Source organism: Streptomyces sp. NPDC014891 (assembly GCF_043081085.1).
Taxonomy (GTDB): Bacteria; Actinomycetota; Actinomycetes; order Streptomycetales; family Streptomycetaceae; genus Streptomyces.
Window position 1 is genome coordinate 1 of sequence record NZ_JBIBWF010000019.1, and the last position, 24,113, is coordinate 24,113.

Genomic DNA, 24,113 nt, shown 5'->3' on the forward strand with positions numbered 1-24,113 from the left:
ATCACCATCACGCAACGCCGCACGCAACGGCTTCAACACCACCGTCACCACCCCCTCCCCCGGCACGAACCCATCCGCACCCGCATCGAACGGCCTCAGGGCGTTGGACGGGGAGAAGGAGCGGAGGCGGGAGCCGAGCTGGAAGTACTGGGGGGACATGCCCAGGTGCACGCCGGCGACGACGGCCTGCTCGCACTCTCCCGAGCGGATGCTCCGCACCGCGGTGTGCAGCGCCACCAGGGACGACGAGCACAGCGTGTCGATCGTCATGCTCGGACCGTGCAGATCCAGGAAGAAACTCACCCGGTTCGCCAGGATCGCGTTGTGGTTGCCCAGGCCGGCGGGTGTCTGGACGACGTCCCCGACGACGGTGTCGCGGTAGTGCTGGTAGCTGGCGCCGACGAACACGCCGGTGGTCGGCTGTGTCCTGCCCGCGATGCCCGCGTCCTCCAGGGCGCGCCAGGCGGACTGGACGAGGTGGCGCTGCTGCGGGTCGATCCACTCGGCCTCGGCGGGCGAGAGCCGGAAGAAGCCCGGGTCGAAGTCGGTGAGGCCGTCGACGAAGCCGGCACGCCGCAGGTAGACGGTGCCGGGGGCGCCGTCCGTCCCGTAGTAGGCGTCGATGTCCCAGCGGGAGGCCGGGACCTCGGTCAGGCAGTCCTCGCCCTCCACCAGGACTCGCCACAGCTCGTCCAGGTTCGCGGCGTTGGGGAACACGCCGTCGATGCCGATGACGGCGATGTCGTGCGTGTCGTCGTGCGTGTCGTCGTCCGCGGCGGATGCGACGGCGACGGGAGCCGCGGGCACGGGCGAGAGAGCCGCGGGCACGGGCGCGGTGGGGGCCGCCGCGGGCACCACAGGGGCCGGCGGGACGGTCCCGTTCGGCACGGGGGCCGGGGCCGGCGGGTGTGCCGGCTCTTCGCCCGTTCCGGCCGGGCCTTGCGAGCCGCCCGACCCCGCGCCGGCCGGGAGGCCGGTCGCGTCGGCGGGCGGGGCCGTGACGCCGTACTCCTCCCGCAGTTCCTCCGCGAGGCGGTCGACCGTGCCGACCTCCAGGACGAGGGTCACAGGGATGTCGACTCCGAGCCGGGACCGGATGTCCTGGGCCAGGGAGACCGCGAGCATCGAGTCGAGGCCCTGCTCCTGGAGCGGGCGGTCGGTTTCCAGTTCGGCGGCGTCCAGCTCCAGGGCCTCGGCCACCCAGTCGGCCAGCGCCGCCTCGAGCGAGCGGCCCGGGAGGCCCCCGGGCAGGTGACCGTTGGAGGCGGGCACGGCCGCCGGGGCGCGCACCGGAGCCGGTGCGGGAACGGGGGCCGGGGGCGCGGTCGGGGCCGGGCGGTGGCCGTGGCCCGTGTCACCGGCGGCGCCCGGACCGGACGGCGCCGAGGACAGCCGCTTCCAGGTGATGCCCCGCGCCTCCAGCACGGGCTCGTCGCCGTCGAGGACGACCAGGCTGGCGGTCAGCAGGCCGGCGTCCGGCCCCGCGTCCCGGTCACGCCGGGCGTACACACGGGCGGTGGCGGGGAGCCGGCCGAGGACCGTGAGCCGTTCGACGGTGAAGGGGACGTACAGCCCCTGCGCGCCGCAGGCCGCGAGCGCGATCTGGAAGGCGCCGTCCAGGAGACGGGCGTCCACGGTCCCGGCGGTGTCGCCGCGCAGGACTCCCAGGGCCTCCCCGGGGGCGACCGCCAGGGACGCCACGGTGCGGAAGCCGGTGCCGTAGTCCAGCCCGGCGCGGGCGAACGCCGCGTACATCGCGTCCAGTCCGACCTCGCTGAAGCGGTGCGAGTCCTGCGGGACGGTGAGGGCAGGCTGCTCGGGCGCCGTCAGCGTCGTGGTGCACACCAGGGCGCCGGAGCCGTCGCGGAAGGCGAGGGCGTCGCCGTCGCGTGCGGCCGTGAGCGTCGCGGGGGCCTCGACGGCCGCCCGGAAGGTGAGGTCGCGCAGACCGAAGCGGTCCCGGCCGAGGAAGTCGGCGACCTTGGCCGGGTAACCGGCACCCGGCAGGGTGGGCCGGCCGAGGACGAGGTGCTCGGCCGCCTCCGGGTGCTCCGTCCACGTGCTGCGGGTGCGCGTGGGAGCGGGCGGGGGCGTCTGCTTCTGCGCGGGTTCGAGCCACAGGTACTTCTCGGCGTGCGGGGCGGTCGGGAAGCGGACCCCCGCCCGGCGGCGCGGCCCGGCGGCGAGGTCGGTTCCCGCGACGAACGCCTGGGCAGCGGCGGCGAGTTCGCCGCGGCTCGCGGGCGCTGCGGTGGGCAGCCGGTGGGGACTCGCCGCGGTGGCCGCGACGCCCACGTGGAGGGAGCGCACCTCCTCGACGCCGGCCAGGAACAGCTGGAGCTTGTCCTGGAGTTGTTCGGCGCTGTCGGCGACGCACGCCAGTCGGTGCACGCCGGCCGGGCGCAGCCGGCTCGCCTCGGCCAGGGCCTCCAGGGAGGGGCAGTAGGCGGAGCGCAGCATGAGCACCAGCCGGCGGGCGAGGGTGCGCAAGGCGTCGTCGGAGCCGGCCGAGAGGACCAGCAGCTGGGGACCGGAGTCCGTGCCGTCCTGCTCCGTGCCGGGTGCGGCCTCGACCACGACGTGGGCGTTCGCGCCGCCGAAGCCGAAGCTGCTGACGCCCGCGACGCGCGGGCCGGGGCCCCACGGCAGGAGACGGTCGGCCACGTACAGGGGGGAGCCGTCGAAGTCGAACGACCTGTTCGGGGTCTCGTAGTTCAGGGACGGCGGGATGTGGGCCGCCTGGAGCGCCAGCACCGTCTTGATGAGGCCGGCGATGCCCGCGGCGGGCTCCAGGTGGCCGAGGTTGGTCTTGACGGAGCCCACCGCGACCGGGGTGCGGCCGGCGGGCGCGCCGAGGACCGCGTGGAGGGCCTCCAGCTCGATGAGGTCGCCGAGCTGCGTCCCGGTGCCGTGCGCCTCGACGTAGCCGATGTCGGCGGCGGTGCGCCCGGAGCGGGCCAGCGCCCGGCGCAGTACGGCTTCCTGGGCGGGCCGGCTGGGCGCGGTGAGGAAGCCGGCGCTGCCGCCGGTGTGGTTCACGGCGGTGCCGCGGACGACGGCGAGGACCGGGTCCCCGTCGCGTTCGGCGTCGGACAGTCGCTTGAGGATGAGGGCGCCTGCGCCCTCGCCGCGCACGTAGCCGTCGGCGGCGTCGTCGAAGGCGCGGCAGGCGCCCTGCGGGGAGAGCATGCCGTTGCGGGTGAAGGAGCGGGTCTTGGCCGGGGTGAGGACCAGGTTGGCGGCGGCCACGACGGCGGCGTCGATCTCGCCGGCCCGCAGGTGCATGGCGGCCTCGTGGAGGGCGACGAGGGACGACGAGCAGGCCGTGTCGACGGCGAAGCTCGGGCCGGACCAGTCGAAGACGTGGGAGAGGCGGTTGGCCACCATGGAGGGGGCGGTGCCGGTGGCCACGTGCGGGTCGGAGTGACCGATGCTCCGGGCGACGATCTCCGGGAAGTCGCTGGCGATGGCGCCGACGAAGACGCCGGTGTCGGCTCCGAGCGAGTGGTGGTCGCGTCCGGCGCTCTCCATGGCCTCGGAGGTGACGCTGAGCAGCATCCGCTGGAGCGGGTCCATGCGGCGCGCCTCGCGGTCGGTGAGCCCGAAGCGGGCGGCGTCGAAGTACTCGACGCCGTCGACCCAGCCCATCCGCACGTCGTCGGCGGCCGCCTCGGACCACAGGTGGGCCCAGCCGCGCTTGCCCTCGGGGGCGGCGCCGATGCTGGACACGCCGGCGACGAGGTTCTGCCAGAGCTCGTCCGGGGTGCCGGCCCCGGGGAACCGGCACGCCATGCCGATGACGGCGAGGGCGCCGTCGTCCACGGGCCGCGCCGAGGAGGCGGCGGACGGGGTGGCGGCGGGTACGGTCGCGGCCGCGGCGGCCGGCGGGGCCGCGGGGCCGGGAGTGACCGCGGCGGCGGGCGCGGTGCCGTGCGCGGGCGCGGCGTCGGGCGCCGCGTCCGCCGGTGCCGGTACGGTCCCGGCGACGGGGGCCGTGGGCGTGTCCTGGTCCCGCAGGGTGACGACGCCCTCGGCGCCCAGAAGGCGGGCCAGCTTGACCGGGGTGCCCGAGGCGAAGAGGGCGGGGGCGGTCACGGAGGCGCCCAGCTCGCCGCCCAGGCGCGCTGCGGCGACGGTGACGTTCACCGAGTCGCCGCCCAGGTCGAAGTAGTTGGCGTGGACGTCGAAGTCGGGCTGGTCCAGGGTGGTGGCGAAGACGCGTGCGATGGACCGCGCCAGCTCGTCCTCGGTCATGCCGGCCTCGGCAGTCGCGCCGGACCCGGCGGGCACGGCGGTGCGCTCGGCCGTCGCCTCCGGAGCCGAATCCGCGGCCGCCGCCAGGATCGCCGGCTCCGCGGCCGCCGCGAGGGTCGCGGGCTCGGTGGCCGCCGTACGGGTCTCGGCCTCGGGGCTCGTCGTCGGCTCGGCGGGCTCCTGCTCCTCGCCGGAGCGCAGGATGGTGTCGCGTGTGGGCAGCGGGAGCGCGGCGCGGGCCACCTTGCCGTTGTCGGTGAGCGGCAGGACGTCGAGGTTCACATAGGCGTCCGGCACCATGTAGGCGGGCAGGGCGGCGGCGACCAGTGCGTCGAGCCGCGCCTTTCCGGGCATGGCGTCGCCCACCAGGTAGGCGGTGAGCCGCAGTTCGCCGCGGCCCTCGAAGCGCGCCGCGACGACGACGGCGGCCGTGATGCCGTCGATCCTCTCCAGGATCCGCTCGATCTCGGCGGGCTCGATGCGGTGGCCCCGCACCTTGACCTGGGCGTCGGACCGGCCGAGCCATTCGACCGCGCCCGTCTCGTGCAGGCGGACCTCGTCGCCGGTGCGGTAGAGCCGCGTGCCGGTGACGGGGTGCTCGACGAAGACCTCCCGCGTCAGGTCCGGGCGCCCTGCGTATCCGCGGGCCAGTCCGGTGCCGGAGAGGTACAGCTCGCCGGTCGTCCCGGGCGTGCTCGGGTTCAGGTCCGTGTCCAGGACGTGCAGTTCCATGTGCGGCAGCGGTTCGCCGAGCGGGAGGAACGTGCCGACGGACTCGACCCGGTGGGCCGCGGCCCAGATCGTCGCCTCGGTGGGGCCGTACAGGTTCCACAGGGCGCGGGCGGGCTCGTGGAGGCGCTCGGCGGTGGCGGGCGACAGGGCCTCGCCGCCGGAGAGCACGGTCAGCCCGGCGTGCGGGGTCCAGTCGGTCCCCAGCAGCAGGCGCCAGAGGCTGGGGGTGGCCTGGGCGACGGAGACGCCGCTCGCCACCTCGGCCAGCCGGTACGGGTCGGCCGCGGTCTCGCGGGAGGCGAGGACGACCGTCGCGCCGACCGTGAGCGGCAGCAGCAGCTCCAGGAGGGAGATGTCGAAGGCGACCGTGGTGTGGGCGAGGACGGTGTCGTCCGCGGTGACGCCGAGGCGTCCGCCGATGCCGGTGAGGAAGTCGGCGAGGGCTCCGTGGCCGATCTCGACGCCCTTGGGGTCGCCGGTCGAGCCGCTGGTGAAGAGGGTGTACGCGAGGTCGTCGGCGGTCACCCGCGGGGGTACGGCCTGGGCCGCTCCGTCCGCGTCGGGCACCTGTCGCGCGGGGCCCAGGGACGCGCCCAGCGCGTGGGTGCGGGCGTCGGTGAGGATGAGTTCGCAGCGCGAGACGTCCACGTACCGCCGCAGCCGGTCCTCGGGGTAGCCCGGGTCCAGGGGCAGGAAGGACGCGCCGGCCCGCAGGATGCCGAGCATGGCGGGGAGCAGCGCGGTGTCGCGCTCCAGGAGGACGCCGACCACGGCGCCCTGCTCGATGCCCTCGTCGTGCAGGCGGGCCGCGACGGCGTCCGCCCAGCCGTCGAGACCGGCGTAGTCGAGCGTGCGCTTCCCGGCGCGGACGGCGACGGCTCCGGGCCGCTCCGCGGCCGCTGCGGCGAAGAGGTCGAGGACGGTCGGGCCGCCGGCCTGCTCGCCGGGCTCCCCGGCGTCGGCTTCCGCGCCGTCCCCGGTGGACTCCCCCGCAGGGACGGAGGAGGGCGCTGCGGTGCCGGAGCCGGCGGACCGTGTGGAGTCGGTGGACTCGGTCGGCGGCTCGTCGCCCTGGAGCAGCGCGGCCATGGCCAGGTCCTCGACGCGCTCCACGAAGTCCAGCGCCTCGTCCTCGTCCATGGCGGTCTCCCGCACGAAGATCGTGGGCGGGCCGTCGTTCAGGCACAGCAGGGCGATCTCGGTGTGGGGGTCGGCGGAGGCCTCTTCGCCGGAGTCGCGTTCCAGCACCATGACGCGCGTGAAGCTCGGCTCGTCTGTGCCAAGGGGCCGTCCGGCGAGCCCGAGGCGGACTTCGAGGTCCCCGGCGTAGCCCTGGCGGGCGGCGGCCTCGTCGAGCCTCTGCCGCAGTGAGCGGGCGGTCCCGCCGTCGTAGCGGACGGGGAATCGGGCGGCCGTCAGGCCGTGCGTGCGGTCAGCGAGGACGCGGGCGGTCGACGGGGACCAGGCGAAGTCGAAGACCTCGTCGCCGGCGCGTTCGGCGACGGCGGCGAGGAAGGCGCGGAGGACGGCGACGCTCTCGTCCCGCGAGGCGGGGACGTACGCCAGCTCGTAGTGCCCGTAGTGGGCGGTGGCCGCGGAGAAGTCGTCGGCCGCCAGCGGGACCGGGCGCACGTCCTCCAGGCGGGCGCGCCACCACGGCTCGTGGGGGCGCAGGCGCTTCTGGGCCTCGGCGATGTCGGCCAGGCGCTCTTCCGAGACGGCCGGGAGGGCGGCGCCGGCGGCGATGCCGAGGCGCTGGGCGGCGGCCTGTCCGCTGAGCGTGCTGCCGTCGACGGCCCGCCAGTCGCTGAGGACGAGGTCGGCGTCGGGTGCGGCCAGGGTGATGGCCGTGGTGGTGACGGACAGGACGGTGGTCGCGGTGCGCGGTTCGTCGCGGGGGATCAGCCGGGCCTGCCGGGTGTAGACCGCGCCGAGTTCGGTGACGAGGGCGGGCACGCCGAGCGGGTTGGGGAAGGAGCCGTGGTCCAGGGCCCTGACGAGGCGTACGGCCTCGGCGGCGGTGGTGCCGGCGTGGATGACGCCGCCCCCCGCCATGCGCGCGGACCGGCGGTAGAAGCGGCGCTCGCGGCCGCTCGTGTCGAGGGTCTCGGGGAGGGTGCGGCGCGCGATGTGCGGGACGAGGTCGGCGAACAGCTCGATGCCCGTCTCGGCCGCCTCGTACGTGAGGGAGAGGGCGGTGGCGTGGTCGCGGACAGGGAACCAGCGCTCCAGGAGCACGCCGCCGGCGTCGACGGCCTCGGTCATCAGGTGCCAGGTGGCCGCGTGCCGCGGGGCTCCCTCGTACAGGGCCCAGGCGGGGACGTGGCTGCCGGAGTACCGGGGCAGCGGGCCGTCGTGGAAGTTGATCGCGGCGATCTTCGGCAGGCCGAGGACGGCTCCGGGCAGGATCCGGAAGTTGACCATGCTGAACAGGTAGTCGAACGGCCGCTCCGACAGGAGCGCCGTGAGGTCGCCGGCCGGGTCGTGCACGGGGACGTCGTGGGCGTCGGCCCAGGCGACGACGGCGGGATCGCGGCTGAGGACGCCCTCGATCGTCACGCCGGCGTCGAGGAGCCGGGTGCCGCACTGGGTGAGGACGCGGGTGCCGCCGATCAGGTAGCAGTTGGCTGTCGTGCTCACCGCTCCGCCTTTCCGGATGCGGCGGCCTCGTCGTTCCCGGCGGCGGAGGGGTCGGCCGAGGCGGTCGCGGCGTCCCCGGCGTTCTCCTCGCCGCCGGCGCTCCCGGCCTCGGGGGCGTCGGCGGTCTCGCGCACGACCCAGGCGTCGATCTGGGCCACGACCTCCTCGTCGTACGAGAGCTGGCCGGGCGTCCACAGCGGGTTGGAGAGGCCGCGGTGGGTCCGCTCGCACATCTCCCAGTCCTCGTAGTTGGCCTTGTCCCACAGCGCGAAGACGTCCTCGTGCGAGAAGTCGCTCTTCGCGGTCTCGCTGGGGTGGAACAGCCAGAAGTGGCGGACGAAGCAGGTGCCGGGACTCTCCGGCCAGACCCACTGCATCATCACGTAGTCGGCGGTGAAACCGAAGAGCAGGTTGGGCAGGATGGTGATCCAGTTGATCTTCTGGAGGTCGCCCTCCGGGACGTTCGGCATCGGCGTACGCCCGCTGCGTCCCGTGACGGAGACGGAGTTGTAGCCGGTACGGATCGACTGCCAGGCACCGACGATGTCGCCCCGGAGGCCGTAGGTGCCCGCGTCGTCGAAGTCGGTGATGCGGTGCAGGTCCTTGTGGGCGGTCGGGAAGTGGAGGCTCTCGTTGACGTTGTGCGCGACGAGCTTCCAGTTCGAGGCGACCGGGTAGTCCTTGGCCTCGACGCACTCCAGGTCGGCGAGGTCGTAGACCTTGGCGAACTCCCCGAACTCGCCGAGCGACTCGTCGAGGTCCGGGGCGTCGTCGGAGAGCGCCACGAAGACCACGCCGAAGCGGACCTCGGTCCGCACGGGCAGCAGACCGTTCTTCTCCTTGTCGAAGAAGTGGTCCATGTACGTGCCGTTGAGGCTCTTCAGCTTGCCGTTCCGGTCGTAGACCCAGCAGTGGTACAGGCAGACGAGGCTCTGGCGCTTGCCGGTCGCCTCCTCGACGAGCTTGTAGCCGCGGTGCCGGCAGTAGTTGTGGTAGCCCTGGATCCCGTTGTCGCCGTGGATGAGCAGGATCGATCCGGAGCCGATGTTGAGGGTGCTGTAGGCACCCTTCTCCTTCAGCCGGGAGACGTGGTCGACCGGGAGCCAGCGTCGGCCGTAGATGCGGGACATCTCCCGGCGGAACTGCTCCTCGCCCGTGTAGAACTCGTGCGACCTGCCGATGCCGCCGGTCTCGAAGTAGGGCCTGTCCTCATCCTGGTCACTGATGAGGTCGAACATGCTGGACGCACGCGTCATCTGCGGGACTCCCTCGAAGGCAAAGCGCATGGAGTGGTGCCGTGCCGGCGCAGCCGTGGTCCGGGGCCCGTGAGGACGGGCCGCACCGGGCCGCGCGCGCCTGGACGGCGGGTGACGTGGGTGCTGCTGGAGAACGGGAAAGGCGGTGGTCGTCCGGGCGTGGCCGGGATCGCCCGTCCGGCGCACGGGGGCGAGGAGACGGGCCGGTCGTCGGTGCCCCCGTGGTCCGCGGGAGGCACCGACGCCGGAGGAACCCTCCGGCACGGGGCGCCGGAGGGGGCGGAGCGGTCGCGGGACACCGCTGCCGAAGGGCGGCGGTCACCGGTCCGGAGGGATCGGTGCGCGACGGGGCCGGCGGGCGGGGCCGCGCACGTCGCCGGCGCGGGGGCGGCACGGAGCCGCGCCCGGCGCTCGACGGTGAGGCACTGCTCCGCGGCCCGTGACCGGTCATCCGTGGGCGCCCGGCGTCGGGCGAGCCCCGGGGTGGTGTGGCGCCGGGTCCGGTGACCGGCGGAGGGTCGCGGTCAGCCGGCGGCGGGGTCGTAGATCCGCTCGGACTCCGGCACGCCGGCGGCGTCGTAGAGCCGCTCCAGGGCGTCCGGCGCGTAGATCTCGTAGTCCGGGACGATGCCGCCGATCAGGCCCAGCATCTTGTTCGTCCACTCCTGGGACTTGCTCATCGCGCTCATCGTCGCCTGGAAGAACGGCGGCAGTTCGGTGAGTTCACCAAGCGTCGTCGTGAAGTCGTAGACGCCGGCGCTCTCCTCGTCGCGGAGCTTGTTGTACTCGGCCAGTGCCTCCTCCATGGGCCGCTCGCCCGCGAGGCCCTGGTGGATGCGCTCGGCGAGGAGCTCGCCGTGCAGGAAGGAGTCCGTGATGCCCCAGCCGGTGTAGGGGTCCTTGTGGTAGCCGGCGTCACCGACCAGCGCCCAGCCCGGGCCGTACGCGCGGCGGTAGTAGTTGTCCGGGTAGCGCATGGGGCGGAAGTCCTCGACGCGGGTGCCCAGGTCGCGCAGCTGCTCGCCCATCTCCGGGGAGACGTCGTCGATGACGGCCTGGAAGTTGGCCTCGACGTCCTGGCGGAACTCCTTGAGGTGGCGCTTGGCACCGATGATGGCGACCATGCTGACGTCGCCGTTGGTCGGCCAGGTGCCGAACCACTTCTCGTTGAAACCGTTCTTGTGGTGCAGGCCCCACGACTCGAGGCCGCTGTAGTACGAGTAGTAGACGAACCCGGCGGCGGGGCGCACGTTGTACAGCTCCGCGCCGACCTTCTTGGCCACGGTGGAGTGGAAGCCGTCGGCTCCGACGACGATCGTCGCGCTGAACTCGTTCTCCGGGCCGTCTCCTTCGCGGCCGCGGATGCCCGTGACGCGTCCCTCGGAGACGACCACGTCGGTCACGGTGAATCCCTCGATGACCTCGGCGCCGGCGCGGCGGGCGGCGTTGACGAGTATCTCGTCCAGCACGGTGCGGCGGGGGCAGTAGACGGCGTCGACGCCGTCGACGGGCTCCGCGAAGCCGTTGAGCTCGATGCCCCGGTAGGAGTAGTGCATCTTGCGGAGGGCGGGCGTCTTGGCCGCGATGATCTCGTCGAGCAGACCCCACTCCTTGAGGCGCAGCAGGCCGGCCTGGTGGATGTAGTGGGTGGAGACCGTGTCGCTGGGGAAGGAGGCCCGGTCTACCACGAGGACCCGGTGGCCCTGGCGCGCCAGCTGCATGGCGAGCGGCGATCCTGCGCACCGGCCGCCCACAACGATGACGTCATACATAGATTCCCCCTGCATGGTCGACTTAACGGCCTGAAGCTCGGCCTGGTCAGAACGCGAGCGCGAAACGGAGGCTATGCAAGGGGTAGATCCAGGTCAAGCGTGCACCACGGGGAGGTAATGCAGGAGGGTCGACATTCAGTCGGCGGAATTCAGCACTCCACGCCACTATGAGCCTCGGTGGGCGTTTTGACCGAAGCAAATGAGCCGAAAATGAAGCCTCCAGAGCACCCCAAGGAAGGGTAAAGAAGAAGCCATTCCGCTTATTCACATAACAGGATGCACGCTGCATTAATTCCAGTCTGCACAACTATTGCGGCGAGGCTTCGGGAAGGGGGCTGGAAACCTCGCCGATACGGCCTTTTGATCGATCAAACCGAGCGGTATCAGAACTCCCGGGGTCGGCAGGACAGCCCGCACACCGCACCGAGGCCCCGCCGCCCCAGACCGACAGGGCGCTCGGGGCGCCCCACTCCCCCACCAGATACGGCGTGTCCCTCAGGGACAGGCCGTGGTCGCCCGCGCCGATCCCATCACCGTAAATGAGTTCGACACAGGCGGACCCTAGCCAGGCCCACTGACAGCCCCTCATGGTCGATGCCGTCATCCGGCAACCCCGCGCGACCTGCGGACTCGTCCACCTGCCGAGTCTCCAGCCGCATCGTCCGGGCCCCCGGGCAGACGGTGGACCGCGACGGGCCGGCACCCATCCGGTGGCTCAAGGGGTACCTTGGTGGTAGCCGTTGGCGATTCCCGCGCCGCCGCGTCCCCCGTGGAGGGGGCGCTTCGGGTACGGACCTCCTCGACGCGCGGCCCCTCTGGCCGCGCACTTCCACTCCCTCGTACCGGAGTGGCGGAGGGCTCCGACCCCCAGGACGGGCACCCATGGAACTCCACCACACGTCTGCAACCCCTGCTGAGGACAGCGCCGTTCAGACGCCGGACCCGGCAGCGCCGGGGCTCAGCGTCCAGCGGCTTTCCGGGCCCCCGGGCACCCGCGTCCTGGTCCTGACAGGCGAGGCCGACAGCGACACCGCGCCGGTGCTCGCCCGCGCCCTGGACGCGGCCCTCAACGAGCCGCCCGCCCCGGACGTCCTCGTCGTCGACTGCTCCGGCCTCCAGTTCTGCGCGTGCGCCGGACTCAACGAGTTCCTCCGAACCCGCCTCTCCGCAGTCCGCGCCGAGATCCGCCTGGCGCTCGCGGCCCTCACTCCGCAGGTCGCCCGCCTCCTCGACCTCACCGGCACCGACACCGTGTTCGAGATCCTGTCCGAGGCACCGCCCGTGGCCGCCCCGAAGCCGCCCGTCGCGGCCCCGAGGCCGCCCTCCGTTCCCGTTCCCGTTCCACCGCAGGCGACCGCGCCCACCGGGACGGGCATGGGCGCGCAGGCGGCTGCCCTCTCCGCGCAGGCCGAGCTGCAGACCCGCGCGGACCAATGGGATCTCTCCGCAGCCGGCGCGGCCCTGGCCCGCGCGACGGCCACCCAGCTCGGCGAGACCGTCGGCCCGGCCGGGGTACAGGAGGCGCTGCCGGGCATCGAACGTCTGGAACGCCTGCGGGAGGCCCTCGCCGTCCTGACGATCGGTACGGCCCACACCCATGGGCAACTCGCCTGGTTCCTCTCCAGCGCCACCGTCGCCCTGACCCCCGTGCTCCGGTGGCGCGCCCTGATCGCCGAGGACCGGCAGGCCTTCGGCACCGTCGTCCCGACGTCTGAGGAGTTCGCGGACGCGGAGAACGCGGTTCGTCACCTGAGGACGGCCCTGACGCACATCACCACGCACGACCAGGGCACGGACCCCACACTCCCCGAGCCCGCCGTACGAGACCTGTAGCGACCCGGCGGGACAACCAGGGGCGGGCCGGCCGGCACCCGCCCTCGAAGGTGAGCGCCCGCCTCTCGGGGGGATGTAAGGCGGGCGCTCACGGGTACTTCCGCCCCGTGGCCCGGTCCGGATGCAGGGGTGGGCCGGTGTTTCACGGGCGGCTCACTCGGGTGTGGATCCTGGTGCGCACGCCACTCGTCGTCGACTACCGGCGGCGCAGTACGAGGCCGGCCATGCGGAGCCCCGGTACGGGTTCGTAGTCGGCGCCGCGGTCGAAGCCGAGCCTTCGGTAGAGCGTCAGCGCGGGCCGGTTGTCCGCCCCGGTACTGACCCGCACCTCGCCGCTGTCGACGATCTCGGTGAGCAGGTGGTTCAGCAGCCGGGACGCCAGCCCGCGGCGGAACCAGGCGGGGTCCACGCAGACCCGGTCGATGTCGGTCACCCGCGGGCTGGTGTCGGAGAAGGTCTGCCAGGCGACGAAGGCGACCACCCGACCGTCACCCGTCATCGCAGCCAGCCAGCGTGACGGCTGGGCCCGCATCTCCGAGAGGGACTCGTGGAGGGCGGGGATCCCGTCGAAGCCGATGAGGTCGGCCTCGACGGCGTAGGCCCGTCGGCCCACGTCCCGCACCATCGCCGCGATCGCCTCATCGCTCAGATCCAGCTCGCGCACGAACAGGCCGGGCGGTGGCGTGGCAGAGTCGGGACGGTGATCGTCGGGCATGCGCCGATGCTAACGGGCCGACCGGGTAGGGCGGTCAGCGGGAGCAGGCAGCGGCGTACGAGCCCCAGCGCAGCACGGTCTCTGCGCTTCAACCCCTCCCCGTCGACCGCGGGCCGGCGGCGCCACGCCCTCCCACGGCGGGCGCCCCCGGCGCCCGCCGCCGAAGGCCCTCAACGGCGGTGGGCCGCGTCCGCCTCCTCGGGCCGCGCGATGACGACGTCCGGGGGCCGGCGCTGTGGCGGAGGCTTGCGGCGGGCTTCCCATTCCGGTGCCAGCCAGTCGAAGACCAGGTGGTTGTGCCGACGGCCCTCCTTGCAGTCGACCTCGCGGAAGAGGCCCTGCTGGCTCATGCCGAGACTGACGTAGAGGCGTCTGGCGCTCGTGTTGTCCTCCCGGCACATGCACCAGAACCGGTGCCGCCCGAGGTCCTCGAAGCAGAAGGCCGCCGTGAGCCGGGCCGCGTCCGCACCGGCGAGGGCCAGGTTGCGTGCCCGTGGATGCAGGACCAGCGAATGGACGTACGCGCTGCTCATGCCCTCCAGATTCACGGCCACGCTGCCGACGAGGACGCCGTCGTGCTGGGCGATCGCCAGGTGGTAGATCCTGCGGTCGGGCGCGACGGCCGAGAGCCGGGCCCGGCGGAGGGCTTCCGCGGCCTGCTGCCTGGTCATGGGGGCCGCGGTGAGGAAGCGGGTGGCGTCGGGGTCGCCCCACATCTCCGCCGCACGGTCCAGGTCGTCCTGCGCCAACTCCCGGAGTACGACGAACCGTCCGCGCCGGTGCACGGCCGCCCTACCCACGGGCAGCCGGCCCGCGGAGGCACGGGAGTGGCGTCATGTGAGCTGCTCCCGCCGTTCGGACGCGTCGAGCGGGCGGCAGTGCGGGACGGCCTCGTCGCGGTCGCTCAGGTGGGAGGCCACGATCTCCCCGTACAGGTCGGGGCGTTCCACGTGGATCATGTGGCCCGCGTCCTCGACGACGGCGAACCTGCCCCGCGGGTAGCTCATGGCCAGCCGGTGGGCGTCGCCGGGCGGCGTCAGGATGTCGGCGACCCCGGTGAAGACCAGGACCGGCCCCTCGGGCGGGGACGGTGTTCCGAGGTCCGTCGGGAACCACTGGCGGTAGAGGTGGCTCCTGAGGTCCTCCAGGACGGCGGGGTCGAGTGATCCGATCCTGTCCCGGAACTGGGGTACGGGGCCCTGGTCCGTCGTCGCGCCGGCGTTCGCCGCCGAGCCGAAGAACAGCCGGGTCGCCACGTCGAGGAGCGTGGCGCGGTCGCCGCGGTCGCTGGCGACCTCGGCGCTCTGGAGCTGAGCCTTCAGCTGCGGGCCGGGCCAGGGGCCCGCGCACACTCCGGAGAGGACGACCCGGCGGACCTCCGGCCTGGCCTGTCGCAGCATGTGCTGGACGACGAAGCCGCCGAGGCACTGTCCCACCAGGTCGTACTGCGCGAAGCCGAGACGGTCCACGGCGCGCCAGGCCGCTCCTGCGAGGAAGGAGGCGTCGTAGGCCGGGGGCAGCGGGTCGGCCGCGCCGAAGCCCGGCAGGTCCACGGTGACGACCGTGGTGCGGGATGGGAGGGCCTTCTCCAGTCTCCGGGCCCAGCCGTGGTTGCGGTGCAGCGCGCCGCCGAAGAGGAAGACGGGCGGGGCGGCGGGGTCGGGCGCCCGGTTGACTCGGCAGGAGTAGCGGAAGCCCTCGTGCTCCAGCCGTAGGGTCTCCTCGCTCACCGGGCCTCCCCGGGGACGAGCGGTACGGCGGTGACGGCGGCCGGCGCGTGGAGGCGGTCGGTCGGTTCCCAGGATGCGGCGGCCTCTGCGGAGCGGCGGTGCCGTGTGGGCACGCGGGTGACGCTGGGGACGTTCATGCAGCGCCAACGAAAGTGATCCACAAAGGGATACGGGCAGCCGTTGTCCAGTCCTCGCCACGCTCGGCTGCGGTGCCGCGGCTGACGGGCGGGAGCGCCGCCGCTAGGGGGCGCCGGTCAGGGACAGGCGGACGGTGATGCGCTTGCCGTCCGGTCCCGGCTCTATGGACAGGTGGTCGGCGAGGGCCTGGATGATCTCCATCCCGTGCTGACCGATCCGGCCCGGGTCGACACCCCGCACCGCGGGGACCGCGGACCGGCTGTCGCACACGCTCACCTCCAGGCTGCCGGCGTGGATCCGGAGCTCCATGCGGACGGGGCCGGGGGCGTACTTGTGGGCGTTGGTGACGAGTTCGCTCACGACCAGGGCGGTGAGGTCGCGCACGCGCTGCGTGATCGGCGGACGGTGCCCGGTGCGGTCCTCGCCGAGGAAGGCCGCCGCGTGGCGGCGGGCCTCGGAGATGCATCCCGCGTCGTTCCCGTCGAGCGCGTGGGAGGCGAACGGGACACGTCTGTCCTCGTGCTTGAGCTGCACGGTGTCCTCCGTGCCGTCGAGGGGTTCCACTCGCCTTCTCCGTCCTCTTTCCCGTCCGGGAGCGCCGCCGCCGCCCGTCGGTCCGGCCGCCAGGGGGCGGCCCGCTTCTCGGGGGACCGTCCCGGTGTACGCGGCCCGCGCCTGTGGGGCAGAATCACCGGCGGGCCCACGTCCCGGAGGGTAAGAGTAGGCGCTGTGAGGGAGATGATGACCAGCAACGAGCAAGCGGACCGGACCGGCCGGCTGTCCGTGCAGCACCGTGTGGCCGATGGGGTCCGTGTGGTCAGTCTGACGGGGGAGATCGACCACACCACCAAGGACGTCGTCCGGGACGCTCTTCAGGCGCAGCAGGAGACGTCGCGTGTCGTGGCGGATCTGGCGCGCGTGACCTTCCTGGACTCCAGCGGCATCAACGTCCTGATCTACGTGAACCAGCATCTGTCGGACCTGGGCGGATGGCTGCGGGTCGCCGCGGCGACTCCGGCCGTGAACCGTGTGATCGAGCTCGTCGGCATCGACGCCGTCATCCCCTGTCACCCCACCGTGGAAGAGGCCCTGGACAGCTGACGCACCCGGGCGGGGCCGGGGCTCAGAAGGCGTAGCGGACCCGCAGCCACGGTGCGTGCTCCTGGATCAGCCGGATCAGCGTGTCGACGGCCTCGGCCTTGGCGGCGGTGCGGTAGCGGACGTTCCAGCTGCCGTTCTCGGAGCGTTTGGGCTGCTGGATGTCCTGCCGCCACAGGACGTCCTCCGCGCGCGGGTGCCAGCCGAGGTTGACCTGGTGCAGGTCCTGGTTGTGGGTGAGCAGGATGATCTCCGCCGCCGCCTGGTCCTTCACCCGCCGCGCGAGCACGTCGTCCATGGTCGTCAGCAGCTCGGCCCAGGCCTGTTCCCAGCCGGGCCGGATGACCACCGGGGAGAGGTTGAAGTGGACCTCGTACCCGGCGTCCAGGAAGTCCGCGGCGGCGGCGAGGCGGTCCGCGACGGGACTGGTCCGGATGTCGAGGAGGCGGGAGTCGTCGGGCGGCATCACGGAGAACCGGATCCGGGTGCGGCCCTGCGGGTCGAGCCGCAGCAGGTCCGGGTTGACGAACTTGGTGGCGAAGGACGCCTTGGCCGTGGGCCACCGCCGGAACGCACGGATGAGGTCCGCGGTGTTGTCGCTGATGAGATCGTCGACGGAGCAGTCGCCGTTCTCCCCGACGTCGTAGACCCAGGCGTGGTCGTCGCACTGGTTCGGGGTGTCCTTGCGGCCCGCCTTCGCGATGTGACGGCCGACGGCGGCCAGCACGCGGTCGACGTTGGTGAACACGGTGATCGGGTTGGCGAACCCCTTGCGCCGGGGGACGTAGCAGTACGCACACGCCATCGCGCAGCCGTTGGAGAGGCCCGGGGCGATCCAGTCGGCGGAGCGCCCGTTGGGGCGGACCCCGAAGGACTTCCGCTCGCCCAGGACCAGGGTCTCCCGCTTGACCCTCACCCACCGCTCGACCTGGCCCTCGTTTCCGTGCAGGTGCGGAATGCGCCAGTGGGACTCCGTCTCCACGACTCGGGCCGAGGGGAACCGTGCCATGATCTGCCGCCCCCGCAGGGAGTCCGCGGCGGCCGGCTCGGCGTAGATCCGCTCCACGTCGAGCAGCCTCCGCGCCTGCGGTTCCTCGCGGAACCGGCGCCCGGTGGCGGCTTCCTCCGGCGCGGCGGCGGCCGCGAGGTCACCCATGCTGAACAGACCGTCGGGCTCGTCACCCGGGTCCTCGCCACCCTGCCGCATCCCGCTCCACTGCCCTCGTGCCGACCACCGCCGTCCGGGCGATCGCCCGGATGCGGCCGTCGCCCGGTCGTGTGATCCCAGCCTACGGAAGACGGGCGCCCACCTGTGCGGCCACCGGTCACCGAGCGTGGCGGCCCCTGCCGGAGCCGGAGTGGCTCCCGGCCGGTGTGCTGAAGATCTCGGTCTCCACGGCGGGCCCGCGGGACGCCTCCGGCGGGTCGCGGACGTGGGCCGCGGGGACGCGGGGACGCGGCCGGGACTTCTCCCCACGGCGTGACATCACCGCGGCGATCCCGGGTAGGGACGCGGTCGGCCGGTGGGGCGGCGCCTGGCGCGTCGGCCTCCCGGCCGGGTGCCGACGGCTCCGCGGGCCGGGGAGGGCGGGGGCGGACGCGTAGCCTCAGCTGGGCTTTCGGTGCCGTATTGTCAGCCGGGATATTTGATGCTTTGTGGATGCGGAGGGGTACTGGAATGGACAGCGCGGATGCAAAGCGACTGCTGGACCTGATGTCGTCACGTCGTGCCGAACTGCTCGCGCAGTGGGAGGAGCACGTCGGGCGCTCCCTGCACGGCCGGCTGAGCACCGTCGAGCTGGGCCGCGAGCTGGGCGAGCTGTACGACGCGATCACCGACGCCCTGGCGACCGGCGGGTTCTCCGGCCGGGGCGAGGGCTACACGGTCGTCCGCAGCCTGCTCGTCGAGCTGTCGCGCAACCGTGCCCGCCAGGGCTTCACGCCCTCCGAGACCGCGGTGAGCGTCTTCGCCCTCAAGCGGGTCGTGGAGTCCCTCCTCGTCGACGGTTCCGCCGACGAGGTCCGCGGCTACCTCGAGTTCGCGCGCCTGATGGACGACCTCGGTCTGTTCACCATGGAGGAGTACGCGCGGACGCGCGAGGAGATCATCTCCGGACAGTCCCAGCAGCTGCTGGAGCTGTCCACCCCCGTGGTGAAGCTGTGGGACGGGGTGGTGGGCGTGCCGCTCGTCGGAACCCTGGACTCGGCCCGTACCCAGGTGGTGATGGAGAAGCTGCTCCAGGCACTCCTCGACTCCAACTCCGCTCACGCGATCATCGACATCACCGGCGTCCCCGCCGTGGACACCCAGGTCGCGCAGCACCTCCTGAAGACCGTCGTGGCCGCGCGGATGATGGGCGCGGAGTGCGTCATCTCCGGCATCCGGCCGCAGATCGCGCAGACCATCGTGGGCCTCGGCATCGAGTTCGGCGACATTCCCACCAAGGCCACCCTGGCCGACGCCCTGCGTCACGCCCTCGTGGAGATCGACAAGGCCGCCGCGACCCGCTCGGAAGGCCTGCTGTGAGCGATCGCGTACCGGTCCTGAAGATCGGGGACGTCCTCCTCGTCTCGATCCAGCTCGACCTCGAGGACCAGATGGTCCTGGACCTGCAGGACGACCTGTCCCAGCAGATCGTCACCCACTCCGCGCGCGGAGTGATCATCGACATCTCCGCACTGGAGATCGTCGACTCCTTCGTCGGCCGCATGCTGGCCACCACCGCGGCGATCTCCCGGGTCCTGGGCGCGGAGACGGTCGTCGTCGGCATGCGCCCGGCGGTGGCCATGACCCTGGTGGAGCTCGGGCTGTCCCTCAAGGGCGTCCGGACCGCTCTCAACCTCGAACTGGGCCTGGGGTACCTGCGGCGGTCCCAGGCGTCACGGCCGGAACGCCGGTGAGGGAGTATCCGGCCGACGCGGCCTCCCGGGAAGAAGTCCTGATCCAGGCCAGCGGTGACGTGGTCAAGGCGCGTCAGGCCGTCCGGCTGCTGGCGCAGCAGGCCGGCCTGTCGCTCGTCAACCAGACCAAGCTGGTCACCGCGGCAAGTGAACTCGGCCGCAACACGCTGATCTACGGCGGCGGCGGGCAGGCGCACGCGGCCGTCGTCCGCGACATGGCGCGGGTCGGGGTGTGGGTGCGGTTCGTCGACACCGGCCCAGGCATCGACGACGTGGAACTGGCGCTGACCGACGGCTGGACCTCGGGCAGCGGGATGGGCCTGGGGCTCAGCGGGGCGCGTCGCCTGGTCGACGAGTTCGAGCTGGTCTCGGTGCCGGGTGTCGGTACGACGGTGACCGTGCTCAAGTGGGCACGGTGAACCCGCCTGCCGTCGGCGCGACCATCGAGGCGGAGGACGTGGTGTGGCTGCGTCTCGACACCGCCCTGGGGGCCGTGGCACGACGGGAGGCCGCTCGCCTGGCGCACCGCGTCGGCATGTCCGCCGATCGCGTCGCGGAGGTCGAGCTGGCGGTGACGGAGGCGGCCACCAACCTGCAGAAGCACGCCCGGGACGGGGCGCTCGCGCTGCGGGTGGTCACCCTTCCCGACCGCGCCGCCGTCGAACTGCTGTCCCTCGACAGCGGTCCCGGGATATCCGACCTGCGGAGCGCCCTGCTCGACGGCATGTCGAGCAGCGGCACCCTCGGGGTCGGCATGGGGGCGATCGCGCGGTCCGCCGACGCGTTCGACGTGTACTCGGTGCCGGGCAGGGGGACGACGCTGCTGGCCCGCTTCTGGTCGGTGCGTGAGGACGACGGGTCGGCCGGGCCCGAGCCCGTGGTGGCCGGGCTGACGCGGCCGATCAGCGGGGAGACGGTCTGCGGGGACAGCTGGTCCGCGCGTACCGATCCGGGTGAGGGCGGACCCGTCGTCACCGCGATGCTCTCCGACGGCCTCGGGCACGGTCCGCTGGCGGCCCTGGCCAGCGAGCGGGCTCGGGCCGCGTTCCGGGCCCATGCCCACCGGTCGCCGGAAGAGATCCTGCGGGCCGTGCACCTGCAGTTGAAGGGGACGCGGGGCGCGGCGGTCTCGGTGGCCCGGGCCGACTTCGCCCGTGGCACCGTCGAGAACTGCGGCGTGGGGAACATCACCGTCTGCGTGGTGAACGGCGACAAGCGGCAGGGCCTGTTGTCCCTGCCGGGCATCGTCGGTCACCAGATGCCGACCGCCCTGCGGAGCTTCCAGGGGCGCCTCGATCCCGGTGCCGTGCTCGTCCTCCACTCGGACGGGTTGAGCGACCGCTGGTCGCCCGCCGACTTCCCCGGCGTGTTCCGGAGACGTCCCTCGGTCATCGCCGGGCATGTCCTGGGCCAGGCAGGCGTACGGCGGGACGACGCCGGAATCCTGGTCGCGAGGGCGGCCACCCCGTGAGACCGGTCGAACCATACGACTTGGGCGCGTGCGCGCTGTCCGTCGACAGAGACGTGTTTGAACTCCGGCGTCAGGGACAGCTGCTGAGCAGAGCCCTGGGACTGGAGGGGCACGAACGAGTCCGCGTGGTGACGGTACTGAGCGAGGTGGCACGTGATCTGCTGGGATCCCCGGAGTTCCGGGTCCTCCTGCGAGCGGCGCCCGGCCCCCGGCAGGCCCCGCACCTGCTCGCCCGTTTCACCTGGACCGGCGGGCGCCGGCCCGACGCCTCGACGCTACGAGCGGCCGAGCGGCTGCTCGACCAGTGCACGTACACCACCTCGGAGGAAGGAGACACGCTGACGGTGGGACAGCGACTGCCTTCCTCAGAGGACCTCACGCGCGAGCGTCTGGACCGGATCCGCGAGCAGCTCAACGGTCCGGCCGAGTTCAGCATGACCGAGGAGCTGCGGTCGCAGAACCGGCAGCTCCTGCAGGCCCTGGAGGAGTCCAGGGCGCAGAAGGAGGAGCTGCAGCGGCTCAACGCCGAGCTGGAGGAGACCAACAAGGGTGTGGTCGCCCTCTACAGCGAGCTGTCGGCGGAGCTGGAGGAGACCAACACGGGCGTCGTGGCGCTCTACGCCGAGCTGGAGGACAAGTCGCGTCAGCTGCGGCTGGCCAGCGAGGCGAAGACGCGGTTCTGGGCGAACGTGAGCCACGAGCTGCGTGCCCCGGTGAACTCCGTCATCGCGCTGGCCCGGCTGCTCCTGGCGCCCGACGCCGATCCCACGACCGAGGAGCAGCGTCAGCAGCTCTCCCTGGTCGCCAGCTCCGGGAGCACGCTCCTGGCTCTCGTCGAGGAGCTGCTGGACGTGGCCAAGGCCGAGTCGGGGCGCCTTGAGCCGTCGGCCGTGGACACGGATCTGCGGACGATGCTGCACCAGCTCCGGGGAACGCTGGGAGGGATGGCGCACGAGGGTGTCCGTCTCGACATCCCCGATCTCACCGATCCCCCGTGTCTGGTCACCGACGACGTGATGCTGACCCGCGTCCTGCGCAACGTGCTGTCCAACGGCCTCAAGTTCACCACCTCGGGCGAGGTCCGCCTCACCGTCGAGTGCGAGGAGCGGGACGGGGGGAGCTGGCTGGCCTTCACCACCACGGACACCGGCATCGGCATTCCGCTGGATCAGCAGGAGCAGGTGTTCGAGGAGTTCTACCAGGTCCGCGGGACGCATCAGCGCGGGCAGTCGGGCACCGGGCTGGGACTGCCCTACGCGCGCAAGCTCACCGCGATCCTCGGCGGAACGCTCACGCTCAGCAGCGCACCAGGCGAGGGGACCGTCGTCCGGGTGGAGATCCCCGCCCGGCTCGACGCCCAGAGCGTGGAGGCGGCGGGACGTCAGAGCGGCACGGCCGGAGCGCCCGCGACCCTGGGCTCGCTGCTGGTCGTCGACGACGACGCGACCTTCCTCGACCTGCTGCGCCCGACCCTGGCGAGCCTGGCCGACGACGTCACCGAGCTCACGGAGAGTTCCCGCGTGCTCGACGTCGTCCGCGGCTCCCCGCCCGACGCGATCCTCGTCGACCTCGTGATGCCCCCTCCCGACGGGTACGCGCTGCTCACGGCCCTCGCCCGGGACCCGCTGACCGCCCGGATCCCCGTCGTGGTGCTGACCTCCAGCGATCCCAGCGAGGTCGACCGGACGCGGCTCACGCACGCGCGGTCCGTCCTGAGCAAGACGCACCTGACCCGTGAGCGCATCCTGCTCGCCCTGGGCCTCGACCCGTCCCCCACCGGCCACCCGGCCCCGGTGACCGACGCCGCCCCCGAGAGATGAAAGACCACCGCGTGATCCCCGATCCGTCCAGTCCGGACTACTCGGACAACTCGACCGCGACCGTGCTCGTCGTCGACGACAACCCGACGAACCGCTACGTGCTGCGTACGACCCTGTCCCGCGCGGGACACGAGGTCGTCGAGGCCGAGGACGGCACCCAGGCGCTCGCGATGCTCCGCACCGGCGCGTCCCTGCCGGAGGTGACCATCGTCGACGTCCGCCTGCCCGACATGACCGGCTTCGACGTGTGCGAGCGGATCAAGGGCGACCCGGCGACCGCGGCGCTGCCCGTCATCCACGTCTCGGCGTCCGCGATCACCACCACCGACCGGACCCAGGGCCTCAACCGCGGCGCGGACGCCTACCTGACCGAGCCGATAGCGCCCGACGAACTCCTCGCGACGGTCGGGGCCACCCTGCGCTACGCCCGCGCCCGTCGCCGGGCCGAGCGCCTCGCCGACCGTCTGCTGCACCTCAACAAGGCCACGCTCCAGCTCTACAGCGCGGAGGACGCCGCGGAGGTCGCGCGGGCGGCGGCCCAGGGGGCGGCGGTCGTGCTGGGCACCACCGCCGTCGCGGCGCTCGTCTCCCCGCACGGCGACCCGATCTCGGCGACCGGGAAGGGCGCTCCGGGTCGGGCCGCGGCGGTCGTTCCGTCCGTCGACCTCGACGGGGGTTCGGCCCCGGAGGGCGATGTCCTCGTCGACGTACGGAAGCCGGCCCTGTCGAAGGCGCTCGGCGACCGCGCCGGCTCGCACCTCTTCTCGATGGAGGGTGACGCCTGGCCGGGGTTGCCCGCCGGACTCGCGGGAAGCGGGCTCGTCGTGGCCGCGGCGCGGGCGAAGCCCGGTCGGCCGCCGGTCTGCCTCGTGGTGCCCGCCGACGCGGTCACGACCCCCGACGACTCGCAGCTGCTGACCCAGCTGGCGCAGGCCTGCGCGCTCGCCCTGGAGGCCCTGCGCAGCTACACCCAGGAACACGACCTGGCCCTGACCCTCCAGCGGAGCTTCCTTCCCGACTCGCTGCCGCGGTCCGCCCTGGCCGAACTCGCGGTGCGCTATCTGCCCGCCAGTGAACACGCGGAGATCGGCGGCGACTTCTACGAGGCCCTTCCCACCCGGGGCGGGCTGCTGCTGGCCGTCGGCGACGTCGCGGGGCACTCCCTGGACGCGGCCATGCTGATGGGGCAGGTCCGGCACGCCCTGCGCGCCTACGCCATCGAGGGCCACTCGCCGCAGGCGATCCTCGAACGGGTGGAGAACCTGCTCGGCGCGGTGGAGGCCCGCCTCACGCTCACCCTCTGCATCGTCTTCATCGACGAGAGCACCGGGACGCTCCACATCTCCAACGCCGGCCACCTGCCGCCGCTCCTGCGCTCCCCGGACGGAGGCGTGCGCTTCGTCGAGGACCACGGCCCGCTCCTGGGCCTGGGGCTTCCGCAGCCGCCCCCGGTCCAGGTGGCGGTCGAGCCGGGATCCGTGCTCGTCATGACCACGGACGGGCTGATCGAGCGCCGTCACGAGGACATCGAGGAGTCCCTGAAGCGTCTGGCCGGCGCCCTCGGCGACCTGCCCACCGACGTCGAGAAGATCTGCGAGGGGCTGCTGGCCGCCTTCCCTCCGGACGGCGAGGACGACGTCGCCCTCATGGCGGCGCGCGTGACGGGCCCGCCCTGCTGACGGGTCGGCCGCGGTGACCGGCGAACCGACTGCGAACGGCGTGGCACAGGGCACCCGTGTGCCACGGAGCCGGC

General features: G+C 72.9%; 17 protein-coding genes. 8 read left to right on the forward strand and 9 right to left on the reverse strand.

What is annotated here, in order from left to right; translation table 11 throughout:
• The 3 genes from ACF09E_RS34965 to ACF09E_RS34975 form a co-directional block, all read right to left on the reverse strand.
• Positions 1-7,626: amino acid adenylation domain-containing protein (locus tag ACF09E_RS34965; RefSeq protein ID WP_392210270.1), on the reverse strand; the 7,626-nt coding region annotated here is incomplete at its 3' end.
• Positions 7,623-8,882 carry an SRPBCC family protein gene (locus ACF09E_RS34970; protein ID WP_392210272.1) on the reverse strand — a complete coding sequence of 420 codons (1,260 nt, stop codon included), beginning with the start codon at positions 8,880-8,882 and terminating at the stop codon, positions 7,623-7,625. The genes ACF09E_RS34965 and ACF09E_RS34970, both read right to left, overlap by 4 nt.
• Before the next feature lie 524 nt (positions 8,883-9,406).
• The gene (locus ACF09E_RS34975) at positions 9,407-10,669 is read right to left on the reverse strand and encodes an NAD(P)/FAD-dependent oxidoreductase (protein WP_392210274.1); all 1,263 of its coding nucleotides are present in this window, start codon (positions 10,667-10,669) and stop codon (positions 9,407-9,409) included.
• Between the two features lie 867 nt (positions 10,670-11,536).
• On the opposite strand from ACF09E_RS34975, the gene ACF09E_RS34980 reads away from it, so the two are divergent.
• Positions 11,537-12,487 (forward strand): STAS domain-containing protein, encoded by a 951-nt coding sequence (locus tag ACF09E_RS34980; RefSeq protein ID WP_392210276.1) that lies wholly within the window; start codon positions 11,537-11,539, stop codon positions 12,485-12,487.
• A 196-nt stretch (positions 12,488-12,683) separates the two neighbouring features.
• On the opposite strand, the gene ACF09E_RS34985 is transcribed toward ACF09E_RS34980, so the two are convergent.
• From ACF09E_RS34985 to ACF09E_RS35005, 5 genes are all read right to left on the reverse strand, one after another.
• Positions 12,684-13,202 carry a GNAT family N-acetyltransferase gene (locus tag ACF09E_RS34985; RefSeq protein ID WP_392210278.1) on the reverse strand — a complete coding sequence of 173 codons (519 nt, stop codon included), beginning with the start codon at positions 13,200-13,202 and terminating at the stop codon, positions 12,684-12,686.
• Positions 13,203-13,372: 170 nt separating this feature from the next.
• Positions 13,373-13,951: a GNAT family N-acetyltransferase gene (locus ACF09E_RS34990; RefSeq protein WP_392210280.1), complete on the reverse strand. Its 579-nt coding sequence runs from the start codon at positions 13,949-13,951 to the stop codon at positions 13,373-13,375.
• 84 nt (positions 13,952-14,035) lie between these two features.
• Positions 14,036-14,932, reverse strand: coding sequence for an alpha/beta fold hydrolase (locus ACF09E_RS34995; protein WP_392210282.1), 897 nt, complete (start codon positions 14,930-14,932; stop codon positions 14,036-14,038).
• Entirely contained in the window at positions 14,929-15,069 is a 141-nt protein-coding gene (locus ACF09E_RS35000; protein ID WP_392210284.1) for a hypothetical protein, read from the reverse strand. The genes ACF09E_RS34995 and ACF09E_RS35000 overlap by 4 nt, the downstream gene beginning before the upstream one ends.
• Before the next feature lie 103 nt (positions 15,070-15,172).
• Positions 15,173-15,634 carry an ATP-binding protein gene (locus ACF09E_RS35005; RefSeq protein ID WP_392210286.1) on the reverse strand — a complete coding sequence of 154 codons (462 nt, stop codon included), beginning with the start codon at positions 15,632-15,634 and terminating at the stop codon, positions 15,173-15,175.
• A gap of 177 nt (positions 15,635-15,811) precedes the next feature.
• On the opposite strand from ACF09E_RS35005, the gene ACF09E_RS35010 reads away from it, so the two are divergent.
• Positions 15,812-16,171 (forward strand): STAS domain-containing protein, encoded by a 360-nt coding sequence (locus tag ACF09E_RS35010; protein WP_388804077.1) that lies wholly within the window; start codon positions 15,812-15,814, stop codon positions 16,169-16,171.
• Positions 16,172-16,193: 22 nt separating this feature from the next.
• Here ACF09E_RS35010 and ACF09E_RS35015 read toward each other — a convergent pair whose 3' ends face one another.
• Entirely contained in the window at positions 16,194-17,375 is a 1,182-nt protein-coding gene (locus ACF09E_RS35015; RefSeq protein WP_392210288.1) for a spore photoproduct lyase family protein, read from the reverse strand.
• Positions 17,376-17,846: 471 nt separating this feature from the next.
• Between ACF09E_RS35015 and ACF09E_RS35020 the strand changes: the two genes are divergently transcribed.
• The 6 genes from ACF09E_RS35020 (at position 17,847) to ACF09E_RS35045 (ending at position 24,039) form a co-directional block, all read left to right on the forward strand.
• Positions 17,847-18,695: an STAS domain-containing protein gene (locus tag ACF09E_RS35020; RefSeq protein WP_392210290.1), complete on the forward strand. Its 849-nt coding sequence runs from the start codon at positions 17,847-17,849 to the stop codon at positions 18,693-18,695.
• Positions 18,692-19,069 carry an STAS domain-containing protein gene (locus ACF09E_RS35025; RefSeq protein WP_361846850.1) on the forward strand — a complete coding sequence of 126 codons (378 nt, stop codon included), beginning with the start codon at positions 18,692-18,694 and terminating at the stop codon, positions 19,067-19,069. Before ACF09E_RS35020 ends, ACF09E_RS35025 begins: the two co-directional genes overlap by 4 nt.
• A complete protein-coding gene (locus tag ACF09E_RS35030; RefSeq protein ID WP_388804086.1) occupies positions 19,066-19,488 on the forward strand; it encodes an ATP-binding protein in 423 nt (140 codons plus the stop codon). The genes ACF09E_RS35025 and ACF09E_RS35030 overlap by 4 nt, the downstream gene beginning before the upstream one ends.
• Positions 19,476-20,540, forward strand: coding sequence for an ATP-binding SpoIIE family protein phosphatase (locus ACF09E_RS35035; protein ID WP_392210292.1), 1,065 nt, complete (start codon positions 19,476-19,478; stop codon positions 20,538-20,540). Before ACF09E_RS35030 ends, ACF09E_RS35035 begins: the two co-directional genes overlap by 13 nt.
• Positions 20,541-20,665: 125 nt before the next feature.
• On the forward strand, positions 20,666-22,360 hold the full coding sequence (locus tag ACF09E_RS35040; RefSeq protein WP_392210294.1) for an ATP-binding protein: 1,695 nt from the start codon (positions 20,666-20,668) through the stop codon (positions 22,358-22,360).
• 11 nt (positions 22,361-22,371) lie between these two features.
• Positions 22,372-24,039, forward strand: coding sequence for a SpoIIE family protein phosphatase (locus ACF09E_RS35045; RefSeq protein ID WP_392210296.1), 1,668 nt, complete (start codon positions 22,372-22,374; stop codon positions 24,037-24,039).
• Positions 24,040-24,113 lie beyond the last annotated feature (74 nt).

Excerpts from the sequence above, each read along its gene's own strand:
- ACF09E_RS34985 (WP_392210278.1), bottom strand. The coding sequence starts at position 13,202 with ATGCCCGACGATCACCGTCCCGACTCTGCCACGCCACCGCCCGGCCTG.
- ACF09E_RS34970 (WP_392210272.1), bottom strand. The coding sequence starts at position 8,882 with ATGACGCGTGCGTCCAGCATGTTCGACCTCATCAGTGACCAGGATGAG.
- ACF09E_RS34975 (WP_392210274.1), bottom strand. The coding sequence starts at position 10,669 with ATGCAGGGGGAATCTATGTATGACGTCATCGTTGTGGGCGGCCGGTGC.
- ACF09E_RS35015 (WP_392210288.1), bottom strand. The coding sequence starts at position 17,375 with ATGCGGCAGGGTGGCGAGGACCCGGGTGACGAGCCCGACGGTCTGTTC.
- ACF09E_RS35020 (WP_392210290.1), top strand. The coding sequence starts at position 17,847 with ATGGACAGCGCGGATGCAAAGCGACTGCTGGACCTGATGTCGTCACGT.
- ACF09E_RS34980 (WP_392210276.1), top strand. The coding sequence starts at position 11,537 with ATGGAACTCCACCACACGTCTGCAACCCCTGCTGAGGACAGCGCCGTT.
- ACF09E_RS35010 (WP_388804077.1), top strand. The coding sequence starts at position 15,812 with ATGACCAGCAACGAGCAAGCGGACCGGACCGGCCGGCTGTCCGTGCAG.
- ACF09E_RS35000 (WP_392210284.1), bottom strand. The coding sequence starts at position 15,069 with ATGAACGTCCCCAGCGTCACCCGCGTGCCCACACGGCACCGCCGCTCC.